Genomic DNA, 25,556 nt, shown 5'->3' with positions numbered 1-25,556 from the left:
ACCTTGATCTATTGTTTTAATGAAATTGAACGAAATGGGTGAACGTCGGCAATGCTCAACAATACGAATCAGCCGACAATACGAGGAACGATGAAGTAGCTTCCGTCGGTTTCCGGGGCGTTGGCCAAAATTTCCTCCCGGCTGTACTCCTGCCGGACGTCGTCGTCCCGGAAGACCGTTTCATGGTTCACCGGCGAAAACAGCGGCTCCACTCCGGAGGTGTCCAGTTCGTTCAACTTTTCCATGTAGCCGAGAATATCGTTAAACTGGCCGGCAAACTGCTCGAGCTTTTCCGGTTTCAGATTCAGCCTGGCTAAACCAGCCACCTTGGCCACTTCATCAGTACTAATGCTCATTTCCAGCTCCTGGAGGATTTTGAAGACATGTCGTCAGAATACTTGCTGTTTATGACGGCGAAGAGACAAACATCACCGGGAAAAACGCATCCGAATCCGGTCAATCTGGTTGCGCAGCGCGACCGGATCCATGATGGTCAGACCCCGGGATGTCGGTTGGAAGAGGAACATGGATTGGCGGGCCCTGCCTTGTTCGTCCCAGAACAGCGGCGCCATGCTCCATTCGAAATCCGCGGCTTCCCACAACAAGGCATTCAGCCTTTCAGGCGGCAGGACCCGGGAGGTGTGGCCCAGCCGGGAGCTCATGCGGATGAAGTCATAGCCCAGAGCCACCCAGAAATCGACGGGCTGGCCAGATTCCTCGGCAAGCCGCGTCAGTTCCCTGGTCGCGGGGGACGGATTTTCAGGCCACCATCCGCCGGGCATGACCGCCAGCCGGAAGTACTGCTGCTCCATTTGCTCCGCGCGTCGAATCCATGATTGACTCCATATTTCAGGACCGAGAATAAGCAGCCGCTGTTCATCATAGTAGAAAAACTGCGGAAGAAGCATCTCCGCGTTGCGCAGGCTGTCCGGAATGAAGATCGCCTGGAACGGCGGATTGGGCATCCGGGCTTCTTCGTTTCGCCCCCGGCGGACTTGTGCCTGTACGCCCAAAAGTCCGGCCACGGACTCGCCCCACGTCGCATGCTCCCCGGGCTGGTAACTTCTGTATCCCCTAACGCGCCCTCCCAGGTTGGACACTTCGGCGGTAAAGGCCTCACCCATGTGCTCTCCGAAACGGTCCTGGGGGAACAGCACCGCCATGTCGTGAATGCCCATTTCATTTATTGCCAGGTCGGCCAGGGCATGGACCTGATCCCGCGGGCTGCCGAAGAACCGCCAGGCAAGACTGCCCTCCTGTTCCTCGCCCATGGTCGGCAGAAAGGTAAAGAAATTACGATGCGCAGCCAGCCCCGCGGCTTGAATCCGGTCCCAGGTCTCGCGCTGAACCGGACCGCCGACAATGGCGCACTCCGGAGCCATCGTGGCGAGGGTATCCAGCACGTCCTGGGCCTGGGAATTGATGATCTCCAACCGCAGGGTCATGCCGTCTTCCAGCAGGGCATTGCGACCGGCCTCGGCTCCGCGCACAATTTTCCAGCCGGTTTCGGCCAGCACGCCGTCCAGCGGAACCATCAATCCGACGCAGACTCCCGGGAGACCGAACTGCTCATCAAGGTCTTCCAGTTCCGCGGCGAAAGGATCAACATCGGCCCAATCCCCCTGCTGCAAAAGGCGGTTCAACGTCATCCTGACCTGCGGCCACGCCTCGGGACTTTCCGTGACTTCCCGGCGGCGTTGCTCCCACAGGAACACGGCGTTCGGAAAGAGAGCGACATCCCCGGGCAGCACCAGACCCGTAAGGTGCTCCAGTGCCCTGTCCGGGATTTCCCTGGCGATCCGGACGGCAATACGCTCCACCTCGGCCCTGGCGCCTTCGTCGGGCGCCAAATCATACAGGGTCGAGAAAAGCGAACTGAGAGCATCGTAGTCCCTGAATTCACGATATATTTCCGAGAGCCGGACGCCGGCTGAAGAACGCAGGGACCACGGTGTTTCCGGTTGCGCCATCAGTTGACGCAGGTATTCCTCGGCTGCGTCACCCCTGCCCATGCCCAGAAGCGCTTTGACCCTGTACTCATGCCATATCCATTGCTGCCGCAGGGTCGGATCATGCAATGCCGCGCGAATCAGGGCATCCTGGGAGCGGGCGTAGTCGCCGGTTCGCAGGGAACTGACCGCAAGTCGCTCCCAGGCCAACGACTGGAGGGACGTATCCAGAGGCTCCGAGACGAGAAGTTCGTACAGCTGTTTGCTGCGCTGATAATCGCCGGCCTGCCAGGCTCTGTCCGCCTGAAGAACCAGGCTCTCCACGGTAGTCGCCACGGGAGGAGCGACGGGGGGCAGGCGTTTCTTCTCAACGCAACCGCCAAGAAGAACGAGAAAGAACATGCACAACAGTAATAGCGAGGCAATGTGCCGCAAAATCATTCAATTACTCCGGGAAACCTCAGGTGAGAGACTGCAAAAAAAAAGCCTGACCCGTGGAACGGGTCAGGCTTGAGGTATAGATAGTCGTAGAACGGCCTGTCAAGGCGACTGGCGGAGGCGGCTACTTCACCTCGGTGTAGTCCGCATCCACGACGTCGTCGTCTTTCTTGGAGCCGGAAGCCTGGGACGATCCTGGCTGGTCGCCGGACTGCGGGCCTTGTTCCGCGCCACTTTTCTGGGCATAGAGCTGTTCCGCCAGCTTGTGCGATGCCTGGGCCAGCTCTTCGGACGCCTTGCGAATTTCAGCCTCGTCATCGCCCTCCATCAGCTTCTTCAGGGTCTCGATCTTGGTTTCGATCTCCCCGCGAAGCACGGAATCCAGCTTGTCGCCAAGATCCGTGATGGATTTCTGCGTGGCATAGATCAGCGAGTCGGCATGATTGCGGGCTTCGATGAGCTGCTGTTTCTTCTTGTCCTCCTCGGCATGGGCCTCGGCATCCTTGACCAGGTTCTGGATTTCGCTTTCGGACAGGCCGCTGGACGCGGTGATCCTGATGGACTGCTCCTTGCCCGTGCCCAGATCCTTCGCGGAAACGTTGACGATGCCGTTGGCGTCGATGTCAAAGGCGACTTCGACCTGGGGCATGCCGCGGGGCGCCGGTGGGATGCCGGTCAGTTCGAACCGGCCGAGGGTCTTGTTGTCCGAGGCCATGGGCCGTTCGCCCTGCAGGACATGGATGGACACCGAAGGCTGATTGTCCGCCGCCGTGGTGAAGACCTGGCTCTTGCGGGTGGGAATGGTGGTGTTGCGATCGATCAACCTGGTGCAGACTCCGCCCAGGGTCTCGATGCCCAGGGAAAGCGGCGTCACGTCCAGGAGAAGCACGTCTTTCACGTCGCCGGCCAGGATACCGCCCTGGATGGCCGCGCCCATGGCCACCACTTCGTCGGGATTCACGCCTTTGTGCGGTTCACGTCCAAAAAAATCCTGCACCTTTTTCTGGACCAGGGGCATGCGGGTCATGCCGCCGACCAGGATGACTTCGTCAATGTCCGAAGTCTTCAACCCGGCATCCGCCAAAGCTTTTTTGCAAGGCTCAATGGTCTTGGCCACCAAGTCTTCCACCAGGGTTTCCAGCTTGGCCCGAGAAAGCTTGATCAGCAAGTGCTTGGGCCCGTTCTGGTCCGCGGTGATGAACGGCAGGTTGATCTCGGTTTCCATGGAAGTGGAAAGTTCCTTTTTGGCTTTTTCCCCGGCTTCCTTGAGCCGTTGCAGCGCCATGCGGTCCTTGGAGAGGTCGATGCCGTTGTCGCGCTTGAATTCGTTCACCAGATAGTCAATCACACGGTGGTCGAAATCTTCGCCGCCGAGAAAAGTGTCGCCGTTGGTGGCTCTGACTTCAACGACATTGTCGCCGACCTCGAGAATGGAAATATCGAAGGTGCCGCCGCCCAGATCGAAGACCGCGACCTTTTCGTTCTTTTTTTTGTCGAAGCCATAGGCCAGGGAGGCCGCGGTCGGTTCGTTGATGATCCGCTTCACTTCCAGGCCGGCGATGCGTCCGGCGTCCTTGGTGGATTGGCGCTGGCTGTCGTTGAAATAGGCCGGAACGGTGATCACGGCTTCGGTAACGGTTTCACCCAGATAGGCCTCTGCATCGGATTTCAGCTTTTGGAGAATCATCGCGGAAATCTCGGGAGCGCTGTATTTCTTGCCGTCAATGTCCACGTAGCAGTCGCCGTTGCTCCCTTCCACGATCTTGTAGGGAGAATTGCTTTTCCAGGCCTTGATTTCCGGAGCGTCGAACCGGCGGCCCATAAGCCTTTTGATTGCAAAAATCGTCTTTTCGGGATTGGTTACGGATTGCCTTTTGGCAATTTCGCCCACCAGACGCTCCTTGTCCGTGAAGGCAACGATGGAAGGGGTAGTACGCCCGCCTTCGGGGTTGGAGATGCACTTCGGCTCCTTGCCTTCCATGACATAAACGCAGCTGTTGGTTGTTCCAAGATCAATCCCAATTATTTTTCCCATGTTCAAAATCCTCCTGAAAGCTTTGTATGTTGTGCAAGTTAAGTTTGAATGGCGGCTTGTAAAGGGACGAAATTGAAAGTTATGGACTGCATGCGGTGCTGACCAGCACCTTGGCCGGCCGAAGCAGACGGCCTTTCAGGCGATAGCCTTTCTGGACGACCTGACAGATCTTGCCCGGCTCGAGTTCCGGGTCGGGCTGTTGCGCCAGGGCTTCATGCCATGCGGGATCAAAGTCCTCTCCGGCTTCACCGAGAGGCTCCAGATTATGGCGGCTCAGAATGTCCAGAAAAAGCTTGCGGGTCATTTCCACGCCGCTGAGGAGATCGAGCCCTTGCCCGGATTTGCGTCCATGCTCCAAGGCCAGATCAAGATTGTCCAGGACCGGTAAAAGATCTTCGAGCACGGATTCCGTGGCGAATTTGCAGAATTCCTCTTTTTCACGGTGCAATCTTTTTTTCAGGTTTTCCGTTTCCGCCGCCATGCGCAGTTTTTCATCCTGCACCTTGGCCAGCTCCTGGCATTGCGTGCAAACCTTCTCCTTGCAGAGCCGCAGCAGTTCGTCGTCATCCACGACAACTTCGGGCTCCCCAGTCATGACCTGATCTTCGCTATCCAAGAGATCCTTCATGTCGATATTGTCTCCGGCAGCGTTTTTGGCATTGCTGTCCGGTGATGCTTTCTGCTCTTTTCCTGGCATGAAATTCCTCCTTGCAAAATCTTGATGTCCATCAAAAACGATTCTTCAAAAGTCGGCTGATGACCTGGGCCGTGAACTCAACCAACGGGACGACCTTGGCGTAATCCATCCGGATCGGCCCGATAATGCCGACGACGCCAAGAGGGTCGTCCTGTCCCAGGTAGGGCGACGAGATCAAAGTAAATTCTCGCAATCCCTCCTGATCTTCCTCGCGCCCGAAGATGATGGAAATGCCATCGGGTTTGGAAACCTTGTCCAGAATTTCCAAAAGCTGGGTCCGTTCCTCGAGCATCCGCAAAAGTTCCTGAAGCTTCGCCGGGTTGGCGAACTCGGGATGGGTGAAAAAATTGACGGTGCCTTCGACGAACATTTCTCTCGGACTGTTTTCGCTGAAAACCTGTTGGGCCAGAACCAGCGCCTGCTGGCTGACCGCCTGATATTCGCGCTGGACGGCGTCCATTTCCTGCAACAGTTTGCTCCGGACCTGGGACAGGGTCCGGCCCTGAAAAAGCTGGTTCAGATAGTTGCTGTACTTGGTCAGGTCATCCGTGCCCAGTTCGGGGTCAATCGTCACGATCTTGTTGCGGACAATGCCGCCCTCCACCACCAGTATGGCCATGGCCAGACCGGCCTTCAGCAGGATGAAGTCGATGTGCTTGAACCCAATATTCGTGGCCTTGGGAGCAAGGATCATGCTCACCTGCCTGGTGTAGGCCGACAGCAGTCGTGAAGCGTTGCGCAACAACTCGGATACGTCCAGTTTTCCATCGCCCAGGCTGGCCGCAAGCTGATTCCGCTCCTCCGGGGAAAGAGGAGAATACTTCATCAGTGAGTCGACGTAAAAACGAAATCCCTGTGAGGATGGGATGCGGCCGGCAGATGTGTGGGGCTGCTCCAGGTAGCCCTTTTCGGTCAGGTCGGCCATGATGTTCCGGATGCTGGCCGGACTCAGATTCAGGTTGGATTTTTTGGCTATAGTCCTTGAGCCGACTGGCGCGGCTGTTTGGATATAGTCTTCGATGAGCGTGACCAGGACGCCTATTTCACGTGCTTGCAGTTCCATATTGCCTTACCTTGCTGGCACTCGATGTGAGAGAGTGCTAGTCCCAATAAATATGTGAATAGGTTCTGTCAAGGAACGATCGTTTTTTGGCCTGAAAAAAGCAGTTACAAGACGCGCTCGACGCTGGCGACGTGGTGGTGGCGGGGAGCCGGATTCCAGCGCCGGGTATGAGGTATACGGGATGTGCTGTTGAGTTTGGGTTATGGTTCGAGGGTGATTGTGTTTTCGATTGCGATTGTGATTTGGATTTCGATTCGGCAAAGATTTTGATGTGTGGGATCAGGTGAGGTGCTGGAAGACGTACTCTCTGAGTGCCTGGAGCCAGGGGCGGGGCTTGATGCCGGTGAGGGTTGTGAAGGCGCAGGTATCCAGCACCGAATAGGCCGGTCGCTTGGCTTTTTGCGGATACTGGTCCGAAGGGATGGGAAAGACGTCGCACTGCAGTCCCTTGGCTTGCACCGCGGCCCCGGCCAGTTCGCACCATGTGGCGCAGCCGCAGTTCACCAGATGAAAAATTCCCGTTCCTTCCGCCTTGAGCAGTTCCACGGAATAGTCCGCGAGGTCCGGGGTATAGGTGGGAGAGCCGGTCTGGTCGTGGACGACGTTCAAGGAAGCTCGCTGGGCGGCAAGAGCAAGAATCTTGGCCACGAAGTTGGTCCGCCCCGGCCCGAAAAGCCATGCCGTGCGGATGATGGTCAACCGGTCCAGGCCAAGGTCCTGGAGGGCCTTCTCGCCGGCCAGCTTGGTCTTGCCGTAGACGCTTTGCGGACTGGTCGGGCTTTCGGAGCAATACGGCGTGGCGGCTTTTCCGTCAAAGACGAAGTCGGTGCTGTAGTGGACCAGCCGGATATTCCGTTGCTTGGCCAACCGGCCCAGGGCTGCGGGCAGCCGATGATTCAGACGCGCGGCCTCTTCTGGTTCGTCCTCGGCTTGGTCCACCTGGGTATAGGCCACGGTATTGCAAATGATGTCCGGTTCGTGGTCGTCTAGGAAGGCGGCAACCCGATCCTGGTCGAAGAGATCCAGGTCGTCACGCCCAACGGAAACAGTCTGCCAACCCGCTTTTGTAAGACTGGCGCACAGGGATTGCCCCAGCAGCCCCGTCTTGCCGCCCAGAACCAAAACCTTGGGAGCTGTGGGGGAGATCATTGCCGATCCTCATACCATGCATTCATGAATTCCCGGTAGCTGCCGTCCTGAACCCGGTCCAGCCATTCCCGGTTGTCCTGATACCACAGGATTGTTTCCCGTAGCCCCTGCTCAAAGGTATACTTCGGAGCAAAGCCGAGTTCCCGTGCGGCGAGGGTGTAGTCCATGGCGTAGCGCCTGTCGTGCCCGGGCCTGTCCTGGACATGACGGATCAAGGAATGAGGTTTGCCCAAAAGGTCAAGCAGGGTGGTCACCACCTGGATGTTCGTTCGCTCGGCATTGCCCCCGAAATTGTAGACCGCGCCCGAATGGCCTCGATCCATGGCCAGTTCGACGCCCCGACAATGATCCAGGACATGGATCCAATCGCGGACATTGGCCCCGTCGCCGTATACCGGCAACGGTTTATCTTCTTGGGCCAGGGTCAGCATCAGGGGAATCAGTTTTTCCGGAAACTGAAAGGGGCCGTAGTTGTTCGAACAGCGGGTGATCACCGTGGGCAGGTCATAGGTTTCATGGTAGGCGCGCACCAGCAGATCCGCCGACGCCTTGGACGCGGAGTACGGGCTGTTGGGAGCCAGGGGGGTTTGTTCGCTGAACAGCCCCGTGGGGCCGAGCGTTCCATAAACCTCATCCGTGGAAACCTGCAGAAAAAGCTCGATCTCCGCCTTGCGGGCAGCTTCCAGCAGGTTGTGGGCGCCCTGGATGTTGGTGGTGATGAAAGGGGATGAATCGTGAATGGAGCGATCCACATGGGATTCCGCGGCGAAATTGAGTACGGCCTGAATGCGGTATTCCGACAACAGACGCGGCACCAATACCGGATCAGCAATATCGCCGTGGATGAAAACGTAGCGGGCGCGCTGCTCCAGGCGCTGTGGGTCCTGTTCCAGGGCCAGCAGATTCATCCGGTTGCCGGCATACGTCAGCTTGTCCAGATTGACGATATGCAGGTCGGGTCGCTGTTCCAACAGCGTGAGAATGAAATTCGAGGCAATAAAACCGCAACCTCCCGTCACCAAGATCCGGGTCAAACGGCGTTGCATGAGCGTCTCCTTCTCAAGCGCAAAATGAAGTGGGTATCTAGCCCCGTGGCTTGCCGAGGTCAAATTCCCGCTGACCCGGACCATGCACGCCGTTCAGCCGCGCCCGATTCTCCAGGATTTGTGATGTCGGCAAAAAAAGACTCGGAAGATGAAGTGCTATACTCTCTAATCCGCTATCCGTCCGCCTCGTGCATCTCGTGGGGTGCGGTCTCGTTTTCGTGCCGCGTCTGAAGGCAGTCGCCAAGGCAAATCCGGTCCCGCCCGCCCCGTTTGGCGTTGTACAGGGCCTCGTCCGCAGCCACAAGTATCGAGGAAGCTTCAGGATAGTCAGCGGCCATGATGGCGCCGACGCTCAGAGTCACAGTGAAGTTTTCCTTCTCGGCTGAAAAGCGGATTTCCTTGAATCGCATCCGAATGTCGTCCAGTAACGCGATGGCTGCGTCGGCGTCGCAATCCACCAGCGCCACAGCGAATTCCTCTCCGCCGTAGCGCCCGATGCTGTCGCTTTTGCGCAGCCGTTGCTTTAATAAATGCGCCAGGGCCTTGATCACCTGATCCCCAACGGCATGGCCGTAGGTGTCGTTGACCTGCTTGAAATGGTCTATGTCCAGCATGGCCACGCATAAAGGGCTGTTTACGCGTCTGGCCTTGGAATATTCAAGGGCAATTTGCTCCTTGATCCTGGAGTGCTTGAGCAGTCCGGTCAGGCTGTCCTTGACCATCAATTCGTTCAACTGGCGCATCCGTGCGGCACGCACCGAAACGGCGACCACCAGATGCCGGTCGGAAATGGGTTTGGTCAGGAAATCGTCTCCCCCGTTGCTCATGGCCGACAATTGTTGGTCGATATCGGTTTCCGCGGACAGATAGATAATGGGCAGGCTGAGCCAGTCGTCATGCATCCGGATCACCCGGGCCAGGTCGACGCCGGTGTACCCTGGCATGTTCAGATCCATCAGGATCAAGTCCGGTTGAAATTCGTCCAGAACTTCAAAGATGCTCACCGGATCGCTCAATGTTCTGGATTCCATGCCGGCCCCACGCAGGATCAAGGAATAATGCCGGGCCAGTTCCTCATCGTCGTCCACAATCAAAAGTCGATACGGCAGGGCCTGTCTACGGCGCACAATCTGCTCCACCCGATCAATAAGCCTGGGAATGTCTACGGGTTTGAGAAAAAAACCTTCGGCTCCGATTCTGGCGGCCTGCATTCGGATTTCAAAGGTATCCTGGTCGGACAGGAAAATCATGGGGCAATCCAGACCCTGAAATTCCGGCGAAAGGGCCACATGCTCAATGGTGTTCAACCCATCGGGATGGGACGTCACATCCAGAATCAGGACATCCGGTTTTGACCGGTGCAGACCTTCAGCAGCCTCGGCCAGGCGGATGTGACGATTGACCGTGTAGCCAAAATGACCAAAAATACGTGATAATTCCTCGGCAAACGGTTCTTCGGCCTCCGCGAGACAGATGCTGATCTCGTCGCTTTTCCGCATGCTTTCAACGACAGCCTGAATCATGGACATCGATGATCTTGATGGCTGACGTCTGGCGACATGAACGCGCAAGGAGTGGATTTCCCGCTGCAGGGCATGCAAATCCTGAAGGCTCGGGTTTTCGCCCTGCAGCCATTGCTGCACACGGATCTCCAGGTACCGTGACGCGGCGCCGAGTTCCGAAAAGCCGAAAGTTCCGGCGGAACCGGCCAGCTTGTGCAAGATCCGGTTCAGTTCGATCAGGTTCGTCTTAATTAAGGGACTGCTCCGGATCAGAAGCATGTCTGCCAGGCGTTGCAGTTCCGGAAGGTCAACCTCCAAACGCTGCCGGAACATGTCCCGCAATGCTTGCAGTTGGGGCTCAATGGCGTCTTTCGTTTCCTCAACCATGATAGATTCTATTCCATGTTACGGTCGGATGCCGCGGTTTTCGTCGATTTAATGACCTCTTGAGTGCCATTGTTATCATCGACCGGAATGCCGGATCAAGCGCGGCGGGGGAAACAAACTCGTGAGAAGTATGATTGGCCAGGAAGGCATGGAGTAACGATTCGGCACAGAGAAAGGACGCCCGCTCCTCATCTCCACGGGGCAGGCTTGCGGACAGGACTTGTCGTATCGCATCCCAATGCGGCCCCCACCTTGCCCTGGGACCGCCGCACCCCGGTACGGCACTTCCTGCCGGGTGACAACCAGACGAGAGGCGACATTGTCAGCGATGTGACAAAATCTGCGAGGCCGCGGCATGAAGAAAGCCGGACTTAGGATGGGCAGTGCGCCTGCTATCCCAGCCAGCGCTTGCGTCGACGATAGTGCTTCACGTCGCGGTAGCTGCGTTTCTCGCCGCCATGACCCAGGCCAAGGTAGAACTCCTGAACGTCCGGATTGTTCAGCAGGGACTCGGAGGTGCCGTCCATGACAATCCGGCCGTTTTCCATAATGTACCCATGCTGAGCAATACTCAGGGCGGCGCGGGCGTTCTGTTCCACCAGAAGAATGGTTACCCCTTCCTCCTGGTTGACGCGCTGGACAATGGTGAAGATCTCCTCCACCAGCAACGGAGCCAGGCCCAGGGAGGGTTCATCCAGAAGCAGCAGCTTGGGCTTGGCCATCAGGGCCCGGCCAATGGCCAGCATTTGCTGTTCGCCGCCGGAAAGATATCCGGCAAGCTGTTTTCGGCGTTCCTGCAAACGTGGAAAATATGCGTACACCTTGGCCAGGGATTCAGGATATTCTGACGAGGGGCGGGTGAAGCCGCCGCAGCGCAGATTTTCTTCAACGCTCAGGTCCACGAAGACCCTGCGTCCTTCCATGACCTGAAAGATGCCGTCCCGCACGATTCGTTCCGGCAGGGACTTGTGGATCGGGCGATCCTGGTAAAGAACCGAACCTTCGGTGATTTCGCCGTCTTCGGTGCGGATCAATCCGGAAACAGCCTTCAATGTGGTGGACTTGCCCGCCCCGTTGGGGCCCAGCAGGGCCGTGATCCGGCCCTGCCTCGCCTTCAGGGAAAGCCCCTTGAGGACCAGAATGACGTCGTTGTACACGACCTCGAGATTTTCAATCTTCAACAAATCCATGACTGTACTTTATCTTTTGCGAATTTGATAACATTATTTTCCGCTAGTACCACCAAACGACGATGTTGCTGTTTCGCAGGTTAAATAATGGTTGCGGATAGCAGACGGCGGAACGAGATTTTAGTTCTTTCGCTGCCCAAACGGAAAGCGCTGCAACGCCCGCTCCCGTTCCAACCTCCACCGTTCCTAATGCCCAAGCCATTCCGGTTTGCGCTCCAGGGTCTGTTCGGTCAGGAGTTCCATCCGATCCTCGAACAACTGATAGATGTATACGGACATATTGGGCCGATGGTCATCCGGATAAAAGCTGATGGGCGGAGTCAGGCCCATGGGGTCGAAATCGCGCAGGCTTCTGGCGGCATCCTGGATCGACGGCCCTGTGACCCTGCCCTTTTCCGCTGCGACCCGGATGGCCTCGGCCATGACGTACATGGAAGCGAAACCGCGAACATAGTGGATCATCTGCGGCCGGCCGCCGGTCATCTCTTCGATGACTTTCATGCCTGGAACATCCGCTCCGTAAACAACGGAAGTGTGCAGCCCCAAATGGCCGTTCACGGCAGGTCCGGCAAGCTTCAAAAGCTGCTCGTCGCTGCCCCAGATATTGGTGATGAATTTGCCCTGCATGCCGATCCGTTGGGCGTCCTTGAGGATGACCGCTGTGGAGGAGATGGTTCCGCCCACCCAGATGTAGTCCGGCGCCTGACGCTGCATGCGCAAAAGCTGGGTTGTGGCGTCCATATCGCCCAGCCCCACGTTGTCCTCGGCCATCAGTTCGAAGCCCAACTCCGCGGCAAAGCTCTTGATGGCCGGAATCGGCGCCAGTCCGTAAGGATGGTTGGGATAGAGCAAGCCGAGTTTCGGAGCGCGTTCCTCTGTCCAGTTGTCCTTCAGATATTGCAGGACAGCCCGCCCCTGGGTGGAATAGTCCGCGGCAACGAAAAAATTGTAGGGGCCGTTTTTGGGATCGGCCAAGTGCCCGGAATACGATGCGGAAAAGGTCGGAATCTGATCCCGGGCCACAAAACGGACCAGGGCTTCCGTGTCCGCCGTGCCCCATCCCTGCAAGGCCACGATACCCTGACTCTTGAAGCGGTTGTACGCGGCGATGGCCTGCTGAACATTATAGGCATAGTCCACCTGCAGCATCTCGATGGGCTGTCCGGCAATCCCCCCCTGCTTGTTCAGGTATTCGATGCAATGGCGGATGCCGTCGGCATAGGGCCGCCCCACATCGGAAGTCGGGCCGCTCAAATCGGAAAGCACGCCAATCTTGATCTGGGCCAGAGCCGGTGCGGCAATAAAAAGCACCATGGCCGTCAATACGCCAATCAATGCACGTCTCATTTCAATCCCTCCTGGAAACATGTGCAAAACAATATATGAATCAATGCGCAAAGGGATACAGTTTCCAGTACGCCTTGATCAGCCGCCAGCGGTGGGCCAGTCCTTCCGGCTCGAAAATCAGGAAAAGCACGAGGATCAGGCCGAAGATGCCTTCGCGCAGGGCAAGAAAATACGAGCTGATGTTCGGAAAGAATGTGCCGGCAAACTGGGCCAGGATGCCCAGCCCTTCCGGCAAAAGGACCACGAAGACGGCGCCGAAAATGCTTCCCAGGACACTGCCCAGCCCGCCGATGATGATCATGGCCAGATACTGAATGGACAGCATGATGTCGAATTGCTCCGGGGTGATGTACATGGTGTAGTGCGCCCAGAGGCCGCCGGCGATTCCGGCCAGAAAGGAACTCACGGCAAAGGCCTGAAGCTTGTAGGAGAACAGGTTCACGCCCACGGACTCGGCGGATTGATGAAAATCGCGGATGGCCACGAAAGCCCGGCCATGGCGCGTGCGCAGAATGTTGGCCACCAGGAGCACGCAGGCCGCGGCTACGCCGAATGTGAGATAGAACATCCTGGCGTCGTTATCAAAAGCCATGCCCATAACCACCGGGGCGTCCAGGCCCATGCCGATGGCTCCACCGGTAACGGATTCCCAGTGCAAAAAGACATAGCTGAGAATCATCTGGGCGGCCAAAGTGGCGATGGCCAGGTAAATTCCCTTCAGGCGCAACGAGGGAATGCCGAAGATCATGCCCACAACTGCCGTGACGAATCCACCGAAGAGCAAGGCCGCGAAAAAAGGCCAGCCCGCCAGCGTGCACAAGCCCGTGGTATAGGCTCCGACCCCGATGAACGCGCCGTGTCCCAGGGAAATTTGGCCGCAGCAGCCTGTAAGCAGGTTCAGAGACACCGCGCCGATCACGGCAATGTTGATCATGATCAACATGGAAACCTGGTAATTGCTCAAAAACAGCGGGGAGCAAAGCATCAATCCGAGAAAGACGGCCAGGCATATTTTCTGAAATCCCGTTTGAAAAAAATGGGATTCCGAAGCGTAGGAGGTATGGAAAAGTCCGCATTTACCGCGCATGAGCAACCTGCTTTATCGATTGAATCGTGTATCGCATTCGGCCTAGACCCTTTCAATTTCCTTGGTTCCGAAAAGGCCGTAGGGACGGATCATCAGAATGATCACCAGCACTACATAGGCGGCCACTTCCTTGAAGCCGGGCAGATTGAAGACCTGCTGCATGAACCCGTCGGCCACATTCTCCAGGACGCCGATGATCAACCCGCCCAGGGCAGCGCCGAGAAGGCTGTCCAACCCGCCGAGGATGACCGCCGGAAAAACCTTCAGGCCCAGGTGACCAAGCTGGGCATTGATCCCGTTGATATTGCCCAAAATGATGCCGCCGATGCTGGAAACCACCGCCGCAATGCACCAGGACAGCGCGAAAATGTTCTTCACCCCGATGCCCATGGACTGAGCCGCCTGCTGGTCCTGCGCCGTGGCCCGCATGGCGATGCCGGTCCGGGAATACTTGAAGAACAAGGCAAAGACGGCAAAGAGCAGCGCGGAGAGGGCAAAGGCCGCGATGTAGACCGGAGCCACCGGAACCCCGGCGATCCAGATCGGCGTGGTGGGCAGGATGGGCGGATAAACCCGAATCTGGGTGCCCCAAAAGAGCTGCACCAGGGACTTGAGGACCGTGGCCAAACCCACGGTGACCATGATTACGCTGATAATGGGCTGACCGATCAGCGGCCGCAGGATCACTCGTTCGATACATAAGCCGAGGATAACGGAAAAGGCCAGGGTCATGAAAAATGAAACCAGAAACGGCAGCCCCATCTGCACGGTCAGGGCGAAACAAATGTACGCCCCAACCATGACCATTTCCCCCTGGGCGAAATTGACGACCTTGGTCGCCTTGTAGATGATCACGAAACCCAGGGCCACAAGGCTGTAGATGCTGCCGACCACGAGACCATTGACGATAAGTTGGAGGTAGTATTCCATGTTAAGTGGCTATCTGGTTTTGGGTAATTTATCTTGGTTCCGTGGCTGGAACATCTCTCACTGTACCGAGGCGATCTGAATGGTTCCGCATACTTCGCGGGTTCGCCCGTCCTGGTACTGGATGGAGGCCGTCAGGTCGATGCAGGCGTCCGGGCCGTAGAGGGATTCGATCAGGTTCCCGTAGCGCTCCTCGACAACCTTGCGGCGCAGCTTGCGGGTTCGGGTCAATTCCCCGTCGTCGGCGTCCAGTTCCTTGAAAAGCAGGGCGAAGCGCTTGATGCGCGTTGTTTCCGGCAAGGACGAATTGATGTCGGCGATCTCGTCGCGGATCAGATTGTAGACCTGTTCCTTGGATGCCAAGTCCTGATACGTCGTGTAGGTGATCAACCGGCTCTCGGCCCACCGGCCCACAATTTCCGGATCAATGCTGATGATGGCCGCAAGGTGGGGTCGGTCCCGTCCCAGAATCACGGCTTCGCGGACGTAGGGGGAGAACTTGAGCTTGTTTTCCATGAACTGCGGGGAAAAGCGGGTGCCGTCGGCCAGGTGCATGACGTCCTTGAGCCGGTCGATGACCACGAGCTGCCCGTTTTCCTTGAAAAAACCGGCATCCCCCGAGAGCAGCCAGCCGTCCCGGATGGTCTCGGCCGTGGCTTCGGGATTGGCGTAGTAGCCCTGAAACACGGCCGGCGAGCGGGACAGGATTTCCCCTTCCTCGGAGATGATGATCTCGGTTTCCGGGATAGGTTCGCCCACGGAATCGAAATCGATGCGGCCGTCCGCATGGATGCAGGAAATACCGGCGATTTCCGTTTGCCCGTAAATCTGTTTCAGATTGACGCCCAGGGCATGGAAGAAACGAAAGGTATCCGGGCCAAGAGCCGCGCCGCCGGTGGTGGCCGAGCGGATTCGCGAGAAGCCCAGTCGATCCCGTAACGGCCGGAACAGCCCGGCATCCGCCACAGCCCGCCCCAGGCGCAACGCCACGCCCGGCTTGGTGCCGGCCAGCAGGCAGTCCGCGTACCGCATGCCCATGGGCAGCAGCAGGTTGTACAGGAACCGCTTCAGCGGGCTGGTTTCCATGATCTTGACCCGCACCCGAGCGGCCAGGTTTTCCCAGACCCGGGGAGGTGAAAAAATCAGGTGCGGGCCGATTTCGCGGATGTTCTCCTGGACCGTGTCCGGTTCTTCGGGGAAATTGACGCAAAAGCCGAACAGCATCGCCGATGCCACGGCCATCATCTGCTCACCCATCCAGGCCAGGGGCAGGAACGAAACGAATTCGTCGCTGTCCTGCTTCGGATCCACCCGTCCCAGGTTGGCGGCCATGGACAGCAGGTTGCGGTGGGAAAGCATGGCCAGCTTCGGCCGTCCCGTGGTCCCGGAGGTGGTGGCGATGAGGCAGGTGTCGTCGGGCTGGATCTGATCCACCCAGGAGGCGAATTTTTCAATATCCCCGCGGCCCTGCTCACAGATCCTCTCAAAAGGATGCAGTCCCTGCTCGGTGGAACCGGAAAGGCCTTTGGCATCGTGGTAGACGATGTACTGGAGGTGGGAAACCCGGTCCTTCAGGGAGAGCATCTTGTCCACCTGCTCCTGGTCCTCGGCCACGACCATCCGGCATTTGGTCAACGAGAAGATGTACTCGATCTCGTCCACGGGAGCGTCCTGGTACAACCCCAGAGCCATGCCGCCGATGGATTGCACGGCCAATTCGGCCCAGAGCCACTCCGGACGGTTGTCCCCGATCAGCACCAGCACGTCGCCCTTACCCATCCCCAGCTTCTTCATCCCGGCGGCGAACTCCGCGGTCTTGCGCAGATACTCGTCCCAGGAATACGGCTGCCAGACGCCCCACTCCTTCTCCCGCAAAGCGGTCTTGGCGCCGTAACGTTGCGCATTGTCCAGCAGCAACCGGGGCAGAGTCGTTTCATGTCCTTTCCCGTTGCGTTGATAATCTTCCTGCATTGATTCTTCCGTATACGTGCGTGTCTTGCCAGACCGTCAGCCGAAGCCCATGGCCGTGCTTATCGTCATGTTCAGAGGCCGAAGGCGCCTCTTCCAAAAATTTCAGATTTGTGAACCAGCGATCATCTTCCGGTGAAAGCGGCATTGTCGCTGCCGAGATAGGCGGCGATCACGTCCGGATCGGATTGGATCTGTGCCGGTGTCCCGGCGGCCAGGATCTGACCGAAATCCAGGACCACGACATGGTCGGAAATATCCATGACCACGCCCATGTCGTGCTCCACCAGGAGGATGGTGATGCCCCACTCCTCGTTGATGTCCAGGATATAGCGGGCCATGTCCTCGGTTTCTTCCAGGTTCATCCCGGCCATGGGTTCGTCCAGAAGCAACAGTTCCGGTTCGCCGGCCAAAGCTCGTCCCAGTTCAACACGTTTCTGGACCCCGTAGGGCAGCTTGCCCGCGACCTGATGTCGATAGGGCGACAGCCCCAGGAAATCGATGATTTCCTCGATCCGCCTCCGGTGCAGGTCTTCCTTGCGCCGGGCCTTGCCCCAATAGAACAGAGAGGAAAGCAGTCCGTAATCCAGCCGGACATGGCGGCCGACCATCAGGTTGTCCAGCACGCTCAAGCCTTTGAACAGCGCGATGTTCTGAAAGGTGCGGGAAAGGCCGGCCTTGACCCGGTCATGGGCGGCCATGGAAAGCAGGTCGCGGTCGTCGAGCGTGATGCGGCCTTCATCAGGATGGTAACGGCCGCTGATGCAGTTGAGCATGCTCGTCTTGCCCGCGCCGTTGGGGCCGATCAGGGATGCAACCTGGCCTTTTTCGACGCTGAAGCCGACGTTGAGCAAGGCGGCCAGACCCCGAAAGGTCAGGGTCACACCCTGGACTTCCAGCAAGGGCATGATCAGCACCACTCCTTGGCGAAGTCGCATGGGCCGACGATATTGTAGTTGCGCTCCAGCAAGGCCTTGATGATCGGGGCCGGATCGTCCATCTGAACCCGAATGACCACCATGCGTTTGCCGTTGTGATAGAAGGTGGCCGTGGAAATGATGCTCACCCTCATGTCCGCGATGAGGCCGGATACCTCGGCAATTACGCCGGTTCGTTCTTCGACCTCAAAAACGATGCGTGAACCACCCTGCGCCAGGCCCATCTCCTCCACCAGCACATCCAGCATCACATTGCGGTTGATGTAGCCCAGCAGGTTGTTTTTCGAATCCACCACGGGCAATCCGGCCAGATCCTCATCGAACATAATTTTGGCTGCTTCCTCGATCTCCATCTGCGGAGGGATGGACGGGATGTTCTTGAGAATCAATTTTTCCACGCTCAGCTTGGACATCAAATAGTTCAGTTCATGTCGGCTCAAGGTGGTCACGGGAGAAGGCAGGGCCGCCCTGACGTCTTCCTTGCGCACGGCTCCGAGAAACCGATTCTGTTGATCAACCGCCATGAGCATCCAGAGGCGGTTTTTTTCCATGATCTTGTCCGCTTCCATCACCAATGTCGCGGGGGTGATGGTAGGCATGTCCGTGATCATTTTCAGTCCGACATACATGGCGGGGCGCTCCTTGGGGCTTGTGAAGACGTAGGTATGAAAAAGGTCAATTAAAAGACATCGCGAACCGAACGTTGTCCATGCCTTCTCCGCGAACGGCGCTATCAATGCATGAACGGAAAAATCCGGCAGGATCATTGTCTGTCAGTGTCGCGACTGATAATCGCTTGAGGCCGTTGAGTCCAGCAAAGATTGCAGCGCCAAGGAGTTGACGGAAGTCATGCCGTCATCGGCATCAACACTGTGCGGTCCAAGTTCTTCTCTGGACGATTTCACTTGATTCCGGTAATGATTTGTCCATGCATGAAATGTCCATCGCCGAGTCGCTAATACGTATGGTGGAGACGGAAATGGCCAACCACGGCCTGCGCACCGTCCAACGGATCAAGATCAAACACGGTGCGCTTTCCACCATGGTGCCGGACGCGCTGGATCTTGCGTTTGAAATCATGACCAAAGGGACGGCCTTGGAAGGGGTCGTGATTGAATACGAAAAAGTGCCCCTGACCATGCGGTGCAATGCCTGCAACACCACATTCGCGCCGGAAGTGCAGAGTCTGCATTTTGCCCCATGCCCGTCATGCGGTGAAGAGTTTGGCCATACCGTGATCAGCGGCAAGGAAATGAACCTCGAACAAATCGAAGGAGATTCGTAAGGCCATGGCCAAGATCATCCCTGTGATCCGCAATATCCTGGAAGCCAACGACCGTCTGGCTGACCAGCTCCGAAATGTCTATGCCGCCAACAAGCTGCTTGCCCTGAACCTGATGAGTTCTCCGGGAGCGGGAAAGACTTCCCTGCTGGAGCGCACCTTGACCGACCTGAGGGAAGAATTGCGCATGGCCGTGATCGAAGGCGATCTGCAAACCGACAACGACGCCCAACGTGTGGCCGCCACCGGCGCCCAGGCCGTGCAGATCAACACGGACGGCGGATGTCACCTGGACAGTTCCATGATCCTGGAAGCCCTGAAACAGATGGATCTTTCTGAACTCGACGTTCTGTTCATCGAAAACGTGGGCAACCTGGTTTGTCCCGCGGAATTCGACCTGGGCGAGGAAGCCAAGGTGACCCTGCTCAGCGTGACCGAGGGCGACGACAAGCCGGAAAAGTATCCGATGATGTTTGCCCAGTCCAAGGTGATGCTGCTGAACAAGATCGATCTGCTGCCCTATGTGGATTTTGATCTCGACAAAGCCTCCCGGTTTGCCCGGGCCCTGAATCCGGAAATTCTCGTCTTTCCGGTATCCTGCCGCACCGGAGAAGGGCTGGAGGCATGGTACGAATGGCTTCGCAACGCCGCGCGGACAGCCGGCAAGTAAAGTCAGAGGGCGAACCTGAGTTACGCCTTTTTTTGAGTCGGAATGGGTCCTATGGGACCTATAGGACCCATAGGACCCATTCCGACTGTTACATTTTTTATAGTCTTAGGACTCCTGCCTTCTGCTACTCCAGCAGTTGCAATATCTGTTCGTATGCAGCCGGAAACGTGGCCACTTCATCAATCCGGACATCCACGTACGTTTCTCCGTTGCCCGGGCCGATGAGCACGGTGGACATGCCGAAGTCCTTGGCCGTTTTGAGATTCAGGGCCATATCTTCGACCATGATGCATCGCGATCCCGCATATCCCAGTCGCTTCAAGACCTCCCGGTATGGTTCCGGATACGGTTTGGGGCGGTAGGACGCCAACCGGACATCAAATATTTCCGTAAAAACATCACGTATCCCAAGGGCTTCCAGAACCCGGTGCGCATGCCCCAGAGAACCGTTGGTCAGGATGACCTTCGTTCCCGGCAGTGCGGCCAGAGATATTGCCAGTTCCGGACAGGGCTGCAAGACATCCATGACATTCACGTCATGAACATATTCCAGGTATTCCTCCGGATCGACGCCATGGTGCAAGGTCAACCCGACCATGGTCAGGCCGTATTCCTTCCAGTAGCTTCGGCGAAGATGGTCAACCTGGTCCTCGGGAATGCCCGCGTGTTCCATCATATACCTGTTGATCCGGGCGTCGATAAGCGGGAAAAGCGAGGCCGAAGCCGGGTACACGGTGTTGTCGAGGTCAAATATCAGTGCGTCTATCATTTTTTCACTTAAAATCTCATTTTTACGGCATCGAAAGTCTTCCGGATCTGCCTGAGCAGCCGTTTTTCGGGTAGCAGGCCTTCCAGCATCCCCCCGGAACATGACCCCAGCCCGTCGTGAGAGTCAAGGGGTTGCCAGCTTCGTCAGTAATTGACAGTATGCATACCTACTGAGTCGGAGAACCACAACCGTTCGGAGTTTCCCACATGAGCATACTGCGTTTGATGATCTGCGGCCTTGTCGCCTTGTTCGCCCTGCATCTTTGGCCGCTGCACGCCGATGCGGATTTCAGAGCGGGACAACGAGAGCTTTTCCTGCAAGCTGAGGAAGCCCTACGCAAGGGGCAGCAGCAGACCTTCCGCACTCTTCTGTCCAGGCTTGAAGGGTATCCGCTGACCCCCTATCTGGTCGGGCAGGATCTGGAAAGAAGGCTGTGCCCGTCGTTGGCTCATGATGTCCGTTCCTATCTTGAAAAATACGGAGATTCTCCGGTGGCGGATTCCCTGCGCCGAAAATGGCTCTCGGAACTGGCAAAACATCGTCGCTGGAATGATTTTCTGCAGGATTATACTCCCCAATCCAATGAGAACCTGCAGTGCCTCTATGGTCAGGCTCTGCTCGGCGCCGGCAAAACGGAACAGGCCATGGAACAGGCCAGGGTGATGTGGTTGTCTGGAAATTCTCGGCCCAAGAGCTGTGATCCCTTGTTCGAAGCCCTGATTAACAGCAAAGGGTTGACCAGGGAATTGGTTATCGAGCGCATGCAACTTGCCATAAACGCCGGGCAGATCTCGCTGGTGCGTTACCTGAGCCGTTTTCTGCCTGCTGAGGAGGACAAAGCCTGGGTGGCCTATTGGCAAAGCGTGAATGAATCCCCGCGCCTGGTATTGGACCGAAATTGGAAAGGAGTTGAAAACGATTTCGTGATTCCGGTCCTGACCCACGGTATCCGCAAGTTGACCCGCGTTGATGCTTCCAGAACCGCTGAAGAATGGGACAGGCTGAAGTTGCGGAACGGGCTCATCGGGGAACGGTTTTCCGCCATTGAAGAAGATATTGCCTTGTACATGAGCCTGCGCTTTGAGGATGGCGCCTTGGAAAGAGTGGGCTCGCTGCCTGGCGATCTGCGCAGCGACCGACTCCGGGAATGGGGGGTGCGAGCCGCCCTGCGCCGTCTGGACTGGCCACAGGTGCTGCATATGGTTGATGGTCTCACCGAGCGTCAGAAAGCGGAGCCGCGCTGGCAATATTGGCGGGCCCGGGCTCTGGAGCAAACCGGATGGACGGAGCAGGCTTTGGCCATATATGAAACGCTGGCCCCGGAATCTCACTATTTCGGCATGTTGGCGGCGGATCGACTCGGCCGAACCTATAATGTCGACCACGCACCCATTGCGGTGACATCGGAGCAAATGGCCGCTGTCCGTCAGGAAGCCGGACTCCAGCGCGCCGTGGAATTGTTCGCCTTGGAGCGTTACGGCCCGGGGCGCAGCGAGTGGCAGAAAGCCTTGGGAAGGCTCGATAACGCCCAGGCCCAGGCCGCGGCCAGGTGGGCCCAGGAGATCGGCTGGCATGACCGGGCAATTACGGCCACGGTCGTTGCCAGACATTCAACGGACCTGGATATTCGTTTTCCCCTGCCCCATGCAGCGGCCATTACCATCCAGAGCAATGCAAAGAATCTCAATCCGGCCTGGGTGTACGGCGTGATGCGCCAGGAAAGCCTGTTCATGGAGGATGTCGGCTCTTCGGCGGGAGCGCTCGGCCTGATGCAGATCATGCCCCAGACGGGCAAACGTATCGCGGGATGGCATGGAGAACAGTTAAGCGACTCACGGCTTCTGCTTCAGCCGGACCGGAATATCCGATTCGGGACGACGTATCTGCGCCGGCAGTTGGACGACTTGCAGAACCATTACGCCCTGGCCACCGCCGCCTACAATGCCGGGCAGCACCGAGTAAAGGGATGGCTGCCCCGGGAAAACGAACTGCCCGCGGATGCATGGGTGGAAACCATCCCCTTCAATGAAACCCGGAATTATGTGGAGCGCGTGCTGTGCTATACCGCAATCTATGAACACCGTCTCGGCAACTCCCCCACCCGGCTCAGCGCACGCTTGGCCCCTGTCAGGCCCCTGAACGGATCAACCCAGGTTGCGGAGGGGAAAGAGGCGGGGACGCCAAGCCCGCAATAGCGCGAAGCTACCAGTCCCGTTTCCAGCCCGCCACCCGGATGCAGTCCATGGGGCAGAACGCCGCGACCTGGAGCACCTGATCACGCGGACCTGATGATTCCTTGAGCACGGGTTTATCAAGATTGTCATCCCAGCCGAACACTTCCGGACACATTTCCAGGCAGGCCTGACAACCGGAACAGTGTTCCAGATCCAGTTCCAGGTCGGCCTTGTTTGTTGACTGCTTTGTATTTGTCATGTCGTGATTCCCGTCCTGGACCGATGAAATGCATGCGTGGAGAAAGTTCGCTCCTGCGTGGCGGGAGCGATCGAGGCTGCGTGGACGGAGCACTGCTGGCGTGCGAAGCCCCACGTCCAGGTTATTTCGACAGCGTAGCCGATGCGTCCACGGCGCAAGCCGGATCAGCGAAAAAGGCGGAGTGGATGGCGGTCACGGCCTTGTGCAGGGTATGCTCCCGGACAATGAAGTACAGCGCCACCGGAGAGGGACCGAAGGCGATCATCTCGATGTTCACCCGGCATCCGGCGGCCGCGCTGAAGCAGGCCGCGGCAATGCCCGGTTTGGTGGACAGCCCTTTGCCCACCACGGCGATCAGGGCGATGTTCTCGTTTTTTTCCAGTTTGCGGTAGGGGCGGGGTTTCAGCGCGGCCAGAGCCTGGGCTGCCGGCTCCAGATCCCGGCGGGAGAGGAGCAGGCTGATACACGTCTGGGAGGTGACCACCGACTTGATATTCACGCCCCGTGCGGCCACGGCGTTGGCCACTTCCCCCAGAATTCCCCGCCGCTTGCCCACCCCCGAGGCATGAACCTTGAGGATGGCGATATCCGTGGTGTAGGCCACGCTCTTGATCACTCCCGCATCCGCCTTGCCGCGGGCCGTGATCCGGCTGCCCACCTCGTCGGGGCGCAGCGTGTTCTTGATGGCGATGGGCAAAGCTTTTTTCCGCAACGGTTCCACGGTGCGCGGATGCAGGATCTTGGCGCCGAAATATGCCAGTTCCGCGGCCTCGTCGTAGGACAGCTCGGAGATCAGCCTGGCCTCGGGCACGAATTTGGGATCCGCGCTCAGAAATCCGTCCACGTCCTTCCAGATTTCCAGAACCTCGGCTCCGGAAATTGCCGCCAGCACGGCCGCTGAATAATCACTCCCCCCCCGGCCGAAGGTGGTCGTCTCCCCGGAGGAGCTGATTCCGTAGAACCCTGGAATGATGGTGACCTGGCCGTTGTTGATCTGGGGCAGAAGCCGCTCCCGGAAATGTCGTTCCGAGGGAGCCAGCAGGGCCGAAGCATCTCCGAACTTGCCGTCCGTGACCACGCCGATTTCTTCGGGCAGGCGGCAGGACGCCTTGCATCCTCGCGCATTCAGAACCGCCGCAAGCAGTTGGGCGCAGATCCTCTCGCCAAAGCTGCTGATGGCGTCTTCCATTTTCGCGGTGATTTCCCCGGTGTAGTGCAGTCCGTACAACAGCCGTTCCAGTCTGGCGAGGGACTTGCCCAGTTCCCGGGCATAGGACCGGATATGCTGCTCGTCGTGGATCAGGTGCCGGGCCACGAGCATGTGCTTGTGCTTGAGGCGGTCCATGATCCGGCCCACGGCCTCCTCTTCGGCCAGGGCCTGGGACATGCCGCCCAGCAACAAGTCCGTCACGCCGCCCAGAGCCGAGACCACGATAACATTTCCCCGGCCCCGCGTGACCAGCAGGTCCAGGATAGCGGCGATGGTTTCCTTGCCGTTAAGGCAGCCGCCGCCGATTTTGATGACTTTCACGTTTGGATTGCTCCCTGAAAGGGATGATGCAAAAGTTGATGCGTCGATCGCGAGGAGAGAACGGGCGGCTACTGCGCAACCGCCTCAAAATGGCTGGTCCGTTCGACAGGCGTGAACCCGGATTGAACAATGGCCTGCGCGATCTGATCACGGGTCATGCCTTTGGGCGACGTCGCTCCGGCGGCATGACCGATACGTTCCTCGACAATGGTTCCGTCAAGGTCGTCGGCGCCATACCACAGGCCCATCTGGGCGGCCTTGACCCCGGTCATGACCCAGTAGGCCTTCAGATGAGCAAAGTTGTCCAGAAAAATACGGGAAATCGCGAGCATGCGCAGGATGTCCAGTCCGTCCGGTCCTTTGGCACGAAGTTCATTATGGTGCGGTTGGTACGGCAAGGGAATGAAGCAGAGGAAACCGGCGGTGCGATCCTGCAGGTCCCGCAATGCCAGAAGGTGTTCCAGGCGGTCCCACCAGGTCTCCACATGCCCGAAGAGCATGGTGGCATTGGAAGGAATGCCCAGTTCATGAGCCAGCTGATGGATGTTCAGCCATTGCTGTCCCGAAATTTTTTCCGGGCAGAGCTTTTGGCGCAGCGCTGGAGAAAAGACTTCCGCGCCGCCTCCAGGCAGAGCGTCAAGACCGGCCTGACGAAGATCTTCCAGGACCTGACGCGGAGAAATGTTGCCGCGCTCAGCCAGAAAAGCCACCTCCACGGCGGTAAAGGCTTTGACCGAGGCAGCGGGACGGGCATTTTTCACACCCTGCACGAGTTCAGGATAGTACTCGTAAGGTAGATTCGGATTCAACCCGCCAACAATATGAACCTCCCTAATCGGATCTTCGCGACGTGAACTGACCCGCTCCACGGCCTCGGACACGCTCAGGGTGTAGGCATCTCGGTCTCCGCTTTGGCGGCTGAAAGCGCAAAAACGGCAGGCGTTCTGACAGATGTTGGTGTAGTTGATGTGTTGGTTGTAGACAAAATAGGCATTCCGGCCATGGCGCGCAGTACGGCGGGCCAGAGCCACACGACCCAGGCTATGGATGTCCGCCTCCTGAGCCAGAATCAGGGCATCGTCCAGCGTCAGCCGTTCCCCTTGCGCTGCCTTGTCCAAGATTCTCGCCGGCACGTTGTTTATCCTTCC

22 protein-coding genes are annotated in these 25,556 nt (G+C 57.8%); 3 read left to right on the top strand and 19 right to left on the bottom strand.

The window, feature by feature from the left end; genetic code table 11:
• Positions 1-68: 68 nt before the first annotated feature.
• The 15 genes from gatC to BLP93_RS07335 form a co-directional block, all read right to left on the bottom strand.
• Positions 69-356, bottom strand: a complete 288-nt coding sequence (gatC, locus tag BLP93_RS07405; protein WP_092119378.1) for an Asp-tRNA(Asn)/Glu-tRNA(Gln) amidotransferase subunit GatC — start codon at positions 354-356, stop codon at positions 69-71.
• 72 nt (positions 357-428) lie between these two features.
• Complete coding sequence (locus BLP93_RS07400; protein ID WP_092119375.1) at positions 429-2,390, bottom strand: ABC transporter substrate-binding protein; 1,962 nt, start codon at positions 2,388-2,390, stop codon at positions 429-431.
• A gap of 121 nt (positions 2,391-2,511) precedes the next feature.
• The gene (gene dnaK / locus BLP93_RS07395; RefSeq protein WP_092119372.1) at positions 2,512-4,422 is read right to left on the bottom strand and encodes a molecular chaperone DnaK; all 1,911 of its coding nucleotides are present in this window, start codon (positions 4,420-4,422) and stop codon (positions 2,512-2,514) included.
• Positions 4,423-4,501: 79 nt separating this feature from the next.
• Positions 4,502-5,119 (bottom strand): nucleotide exchange factor GrpE, encoded by a 618-nt coding sequence (locus tag BLP93_RS07390; RefSeq protein ID WP_244148676.1) that lies wholly within the window; start codon positions 5,117-5,119, stop codon positions 4,502-4,504.
• A gap of 31 nt (positions 5,120-5,150) precedes the next feature.
• A complete protein-coding gene (hrcA, locus tag BLP93_RS07385) occupies positions 5,151-6,182 on the bottom strand; it encodes a heat-inducible transcriptional repressor HrcA (protein WP_092119369.1) in 1,032 nt (343 codons plus the stop codon).
• Positions 6,183-6,461: 279 nt separating this feature from the next.
• Entirely contained in the window at positions 6,462-7,331 is an 870-nt protein-coding gene (gene rfbD, locus BLP93_RS07380) for a dTDP-4-dehydrorhamnose reductase (protein WP_092119366.1), read from the bottom strand.
• Complete coding sequence (gene rfbB / locus BLP93_RS07375; protein WP_092119362.1) at positions 7,328-8,377, bottom strand: dTDP-glucose 4,6-dehydratase; 1,050 nt, start codon at positions 8,375-8,377, stop codon at positions 7,328-7,330. Before rfbB ends, rfbD begins: the two co-directional genes overlap by 4 nt.
• 173 nt (positions 8,378-8,550) lie before the next feature.
• On the bottom strand, positions 8,551-10,266 hold the full coding sequence (locus tag BLP93_RS07370; protein ID WP_092119359.1) for a diguanylate cyclase: 1,716 nt from the start codon (positions 10,264-10,266) through the stop codon (positions 8,551-8,553).
• Positions 10,267-10,658: 392 nt separating this feature from the next.
• The gene (locus BLP93_RS07365; protein ID WP_092119356.1) at positions 10,659-11,456 is read right to left on the bottom strand and encodes an ABC transporter ATP-binding protein; all 798 of its coding nucleotides are present in this window, start codon (positions 11,454-11,456) and stop codon (positions 10,659-10,661) included.
• A 186-nt stretch (positions 11,457-11,642) separates the two neighbouring features.
• Positions 11,643-12,803 (bottom strand): ABC transporter substrate-binding protein, encoded by a 1,161-nt coding sequence (locus BLP93_RS07360; protein WP_092119353.1) that lies wholly within the window; start codon positions 12,801-12,803, stop codon positions 11,643-11,645.
• 40 nt (positions 12,804-12,843) lie between these two features.
• Positions 12,844-13,890: a branched-chain amino acid ABC transporter permease gene (locus BLP93_RS07355; protein ID WP_092119350.1), complete on the bottom strand. Its 1,047-nt coding sequence runs from the start codon at positions 13,888-13,890 to the stop codon at positions 12,844-12,846.
• Positions 13,891-13,932: 42 nt separating this feature from the next.
• Positions 13,933-14,820, bottom strand: a complete 888-nt coding sequence (locus tag BLP93_RS07350) for a branched-chain amino acid ABC transporter permease (RefSeq protein WP_092119347.1) — start codon at positions 14,818-14,820, stop codon at positions 13,933-13,935.
• Positions 14,821-14,877: 57 nt separating this feature from the next.
• Positions 14,878-16,788 (bottom strand): AMP-binding protein, encoded by a 1,911-nt coding sequence (locus BLP93_RS07345; RefSeq protein ID WP_092119344.1) that lies wholly within the window; start codon positions 16,786-16,788, stop codon positions 14,878-14,880.
• Between the two features lie 122 nt (positions 16,789-16,910).
• Complete coding sequence (locus BLP93_RS07340; protein ID WP_092119341.1) at positions 16,911-17,693, bottom strand: ABC transporter ATP-binding protein; 783 nt, start codon at positions 17,691-17,693, stop codon at positions 16,911-16,913.
• A 2-nt stretch (positions 17,694-17,695) separates the two neighbouring features.
• Complete coding sequence (locus BLP93_RS07335) at positions 17,696-18,352, bottom strand: CBS domain-containing protein (RefSeq protein ID WP_092119338.1); 657 nt, start codon at positions 18,350-18,352, stop codon at positions 17,696-17,698.
• A gap of 299 nt (positions 18,353-18,651) precedes the next feature.
• Here BLP93_RS07335 and hypA point away from each other — a divergent pair, with 299 nt between their 5' ends.
• Both hypA and hypB read left to right on the top strand, forming a co-directional pair.
• Positions 18,652-19,008 carry a hydrogenase maturation nickel metallochaperone HypA gene (gene hypA / locus BLP93_RS07330; RefSeq protein WP_092119335.1) on the top strand — a complete coding sequence of 119 codons (357 nt, stop codon included), beginning with the start codon at positions 18,652-18,654 and terminating at the stop codon, positions 19,006-19,008.
• A gap of 4 nt (positions 19,009-19,012) precedes the next feature.
• Positions 19,013-19,675: a hydrogenase nickel incorporation protein HypB gene (gene hypB / locus BLP93_RS07325; RefSeq protein WP_092119332.1), complete on the top strand. Its 663-nt coding sequence runs from the start codon at positions 19,013-19,015 to the stop codon at positions 19,673-19,675.
• A 124-nt stretch (positions 19,676-19,799) separates the two neighbouring features.
• Here the strand turns inward: hypB and BLP93_RS07320 are convergent, their stop codons facing one another.
• The gene (locus tag BLP93_RS07320; RefSeq protein WP_161946227.1) at positions 19,800-20,444 is read right to left on the bottom strand and encodes a pyrimidine 5'-nucleotidase; all 645 of its coding nucleotides are present in this window, start codon (positions 20,442-20,444) and stop codon (positions 19,800-19,802) included.
• Between the two features lie 206 nt (positions 20,445-20,650).
• On the opposite strand from BLP93_RS07320, the gene BLP93_RS07315 reads away from it, so the two are divergent.
• Positions 20,651-22,639 (top strand): lytic transglycosylase domain-containing protein, encoded by a 1,989-nt coding sequence (locus BLP93_RS07315; RefSeq protein ID WP_092119326.1) that lies wholly within the window; start codon positions 20,651-20,653, stop codon positions 22,637-22,639.
• Between the two features lie 7 nt (positions 22,640-22,646).
• Here the strand turns inward: BLP93_RS07315 and BLP93_RS07310 are convergent, their stop codons facing one another.
• The 3 genes from BLP93_RS07310 to mqnE form a co-directional block, all read right to left on the bottom strand.
• Positions 22,647-22,877, bottom strand: coding sequence for a ferredoxin (locus BLP93_RS07310; protein WP_092119323.1), 231 nt, complete (start codon positions 22,875-22,877; stop codon positions 22,647-22,649).
• A 121-nt stretch (positions 22,878-22,998) separates the two neighbouring features.
• Positions 22,999-24,408, bottom strand: coding sequence for an aspartate kinase (locus BLP93_RS07305; protein ID WP_092119320.1), 1,410 nt, complete (start codon positions 24,406-24,408; stop codon positions 22,999-23,001).
• A gap of 68 nt (positions 24,409-24,476) precedes the next feature.
• Positions 24,477-25,541: an aminofutalosine synthase MqnE gene (gene mqnE, locus BLP93_RS07300; protein WP_341844747.1), complete on the bottom strand. Its 1,065-nt coding sequence runs from the start codon at positions 25,539-25,541 to the stop codon at positions 24,477-24,479.
• Between the last annotated feature and the right edge of the window lie 15 nt (positions 25,542-25,556).

Source organism: Desulfonatronum thiosulfatophilum (assembly GCF_900104215.1).
Classification (GTDB): Bacteria; Desulfobacterota; Desulfovibrionia; order Desulfovibrionales; family Desulfonatronaceae; genus Desulfonatronum; species Desulfonatronum thiosulfatophilum.
This window is presented reverse-complemented; position numbering and strand designations above follow the sequence as displayed.

What these genes read in the sequence shown, in the direction of transcription:
- rfbD (WP_092119366.1), bottom strand. Translation starts at nt 7,331, where the DNA reads ATGATCTCCCCCACAGCTCCCAAGGTTTTGGTTCTGGGCGGCAAGACG.
- BLP93_RS07355 (WP_092119350.1), bottom strand. Translation starts at nt 13,890, where the DNA reads ATGCGCGGTAAATGCGGACTTTTCCATACCTCCTACGCTTCGGAATCC.
- hypA (WP_092119335.1), top strand. Translation starts at nt 18,652, where the DNA reads ATGCATGAAATGTCCATCGCCGAGTCGCTAATACGTATGGTGGAGACG.
- BLP93_RS07310 (WP_092119323.1), bottom strand. Translation starts at nt 22,877, where the DNA reads ATGACAAATACAAAGCAGTCAACAAACAAGGCCGACCTGGAACTGGAT.
- BLP93_RS07390 (WP_244148676.1), bottom strand. Translation starts at nt 5,119, where the DNA reads ATGCCAGGAAAAGAGCAGAAAGCATCACCGGACAGCAATGCCAAAAAC.
- BLP93_RS07400 (WP_092119375.1), bottom strand. Translation starts at nt 2,390, where the DNA reads ATGATTTTGCGGCACATTGCCTCGCTATTACTGTTGTGCATGTTCTTT.
- BLP93_RS07370 (WP_092119359.1), bottom strand. Translation starts at nt 10,266, where the DNA reads ATGGTTGAGGAAACGAAAGACGCCATTGAGCCCCAACTGCAAGCATTG.
- BLP93_RS07320 (WP_161946227.1), bottom strand. Translation starts at nt 20,444, where the DNA reads ATGATAGACGCACTGATATTTGACCTCGACAACACCGTGTACCCGGCT.
- hypB (WP_092119332.1), top strand. Translation starts at nt 19,013, where the DNA reads ATGGCCAAGATCATCCCTGTGATCCGCAATATCCTGGAAGCCAACGAC.
- BLP93_RS07340 (WP_092119341.1), bottom strand. Translation starts at nt 17,693, where the DNA reads ATGCCCTTGCTGGAAGTCCAGGGTGTGACCCTGACCTTTCGGGGTCTG.
- dnaK (WP_092119372.1), bottom strand. Translation starts at nt 4,422, where the DNA reads ATGGGAAAAATAATTGGGATTGATCTTGGAACAACCAACAGCTGCGTT.
- BLP93_RS07315 (WP_092119326.1), top strand. Translation starts at nt 20,651, where the DNA reads ATGAGCATACTGCGTTTGATGATCTGCGGCCTTGTCGCCTTGTTCGCC.
- BLP93_RS07335 (WP_092119338.1), bottom strand. Translation starts at nt 18,352, where the DNA reads ATGTATGTCGGACTGAAAATGATCACGGACATGCCTACCATCACCCCC.
- BLP93_RS07360 (WP_092119353.1), bottom strand. Translation starts at nt 12,803, where the DNA reads ATGAGACGTGCATTGATTGGCGTATTGACGGCCATGGTGCTTTTTATT.
- BLP93_RS07365 (WP_092119356.1), bottom strand. Translation starts at nt 11,456, where the DNA reads ATGGATTTGTTGAAGATTGAAAATCTCGAGGTCGTGTACAACGACGTC.
- BLP93_RS07345 (WP_092119344.1), bottom strand. Translation starts at nt 16,788, where the DNA reads ATGCAGGAAGATTATCAACGCAACGGGAAAGGACATGAAACGACTCTG.
- BLP93_RS07350 (WP_092119347.1), bottom strand. Translation starts at nt 14,820, where the DNA reads ATGGAATACTACCTCCAACTTATCGTCAATGGTCTCGTGGTCGGCAGC.
- gatC (WP_092119378.1), bottom strand. Translation starts at nt 356, where the DNA reads ATGAGCATTAGTACTGATGAAGTGGCCAAGGTGGCTGGTTTAGCCAGG.
- hrcA (WP_092119369.1), bottom strand. Translation starts at nt 6,182, where the DNA reads ATGGAACTGCAAGCACGTGAAATAGGCGTCCTGGTCACGCTCATCGAA.
- rfbB (WP_092119362.1), bottom strand. Translation starts at nt 8,377, where the DNA reads ATGCAACGCCGTTTGACCCGGATCTTGGTGACGGGAGGTTGCGGTTTT.